Origin of the sequence: Endozoicomonas sp. SESOKO2 (genome assembly GCF_024606245.1) — a bacterium.
GTDB lineage: Bacteria > Pseudomonadota > Gammaproteobacteria > Pseudomonadales > Endozoicomonadaceae > Endozoicomonas_A.
The window spans coordinates 1-2,410 of sequence record NZ_JAHHPQ010000296.1 but is presented as its reverse complement, the minus strand read 5'-3'; the positions used below and the strand labels follow the sequence as shown (position 1 = coordinate 2,410).

2 protein-coding genes are annotated in these 2,410 nt (G+C 47.4%); both read left to right on the top strand.

The features are described from left to right. Positions 1-271: WD40 repeat domain-containing protein (locus KDK17_RS06825; protein ID WP_257287679.1), on the top strand; the 271-nt coding region annotated here is incomplete at its 5' end. A 139-nt stretch (positions 272-410) separates the two neighbouring features. Next, positions 411-2,066, top strand: a complete 1,656-nt coding sequence (locus KDK17_RS06820) for an F-box/WD40 repeat-containing protein (protein WP_257274424.1) — start codon at positions 411-413, stop codon at positions 2,064-2,066. The last annotated feature ends 344 nt before the right edge of the window (positions 2,067-2,410 follow it).

Here is a 2,410-nt window from a genome sequence, read left to right as displayed (position 1 = left end):
TGGATCATGGAAAGAAACAGCCAACATTACCCATAAGGGCAAAGTCCTCTCAGCCAGCTTCAGTCCCGATAGCTGCCACGTGGTGACCGCCGGTGGAGACGGAACGGCGAGAATTTATGGCCTCAGAACCAATGGATCATGGATAAAAAAAGCCATCATTTCTCACGGGCTGATGATCTCCTTTGCCAAATTCAGCCCCGATGGCCGAAATGTGTTGACCGAATGTGCAGATCACACGGTGAGAATCACTGAACTGTGGAGGGGCGATTGATGACTTCTTTTCTCTGGTTCCACAGAACTCAATGTTTTGAACTTCTATTGTAAAAACCACTCTAACAGACCGGACTCACTTTTAATGTCCTTTCCAAGCGAAGATAAATAATGACTTTGGAGATAGGGAGGCATCTGGCATGCAACCTGTGAAAAGCAATTGCGACAGTGACAGTATACTCCTGCCAACACCTGAGCCAGCTCAAATGGAGGAAGCACCGACGGGTGTCATTGCAGGTAGAGACGTGAGTGTCTGCAACAACAATCCATGTTTATTACTCGATTTGCCCGATGAAACAGAATCCATGATTATTCGCTATTTGGGTTTTCGAGAGGTTGCCTGTTTAGCAAAGGTGTGCAGATATCTTCGCGATCTTGTTAAAAAAGATCATGCTTTGGAGAGAGCATGGTATCGCCGGTTTCCTTCGCCACACCAATACCAATTAAAGACTATCGTTACGACAAAAGATCAGCAACAACTCCGTGATTGGTTGAAGCCGTTTGTTAATGAAGACACTGTCGAGTCACTTCCAGAACAACAAAAAAGTATTTATTTTCCTGTCCAGCTCCTTTTCACCAACAGCAAACTGATGTCTCAATGCAAAACATTCAAGTTAGTGGAAAAAGTCGAAATCCCACATTTTCACACTGTCAGCACAGCCACCTTCAGCGCCGATAGCCGCCATGTGGTGACTGCCAGTTTGGATATGACGGTGAAAATCTATGGGCAGGAGACTGGAGGAACATGGGAAGAAAAAACCACTTTCAACCACAATGCCTCAGTCAGGTCGGCCAGCTTCAGCGCCGATGGCCGTCATGTGTTGACCGCCAGTTATGGCCATAAAGTGAAAATCTGTGGTCAGGAAGACGATGGATCATGGACAGTAAAAACTATTATTACCCATACTGATTCTGTCAATTCAGCCACCTTCAGTAATGATGGTCGACGTGTGCTGACTGCCAGTCAGGATCAAACGGTGAAAATCTTTGGTCGGGGGGACGATGGATCATGGGAATTAGAAGATACCATCTACCATATCAGTCCGGTCGTTTCGGCCAGGTTTAGCCCCAATGGTCTTCATTTGGCAATCTTCGGTATAGATGACACGGTAACAATCTACGGTCAGGGAGCCGCTGGAGGGTGGGTAGAAAAAGCCACCATTCAGCATGAGAAACTAATCACCTTAGCCAACTTTAGCGCCGATGGCTGCCTTCTGTTATCCGCCAGTTTAGATGGCACGTCGAAAATCTGTGACCTGCAAGCTGATGGATCATGTAAAGAAATAACCACGCTTCATCATCGTGGTGTGGTCACTTCAGCCGACTTCAGCGCTGATTGCCGTCATCTGATGTTCGCCCATCATGATAACACAGTGAGAATCTATAGCGCCGCTGCATCATGGCAAGAAACAGCCTGCATTTCCCACAATTGGAAGGTCACCTCAGCCAGCTTCAGTGGCGATTGCCGTCATGTGGTGACCGCCAGTTTGGATAACACGGCAAAAATCAATGGCCTGCAGGCCGATGGCTCATGGCAAGAAGAAGCCAACATTACCCATGAAGACGAAGTCCTTTCAGCCACCTTCAGTGTCGATGGTTGTCATATGGTAACCGCCAGTAGAGATGGTACTGCGAGAATATGGGGTCTGGAGGCCAATGGGTCATGGCTGGAAAAAGCCACCATTGAACACGAGGGAGGAGTCATCTCAGCCGACTTCAGTCCCGATGGCCGAAATGTGATGACCGTCGGTGTAGATGCTGCGGTGAGAATCACAGAATTATGGAGGGGCGATTGATGATCGAACAGAACTCTTCTTTTTCTTGGTTTCAATGAGCCCAATGATGAGTCATGGAAAGTAAAATACACTGTCAACCATAGTAGCCAGTTCGTCTCAGCCGCCTTTAGCCTCGATGGCCACCCTATGGTGGCGATTAAATATGGTGTTAGGTGTCTCTGTACCATTCTCTGCTATGCTGGTTACTCCATACATAACGTGAGTAGTCCCGATGTCGTTAGAGGTTAGGGTAGAGCAACTTGAGTCACATTTTGACTCACTGGATAGCGCAGTGCGTAGTCTTGTTAAAATCACTGGTGATACACACCAAGAGATACTGGCAACAAGACGGGAAATGCGAGAGT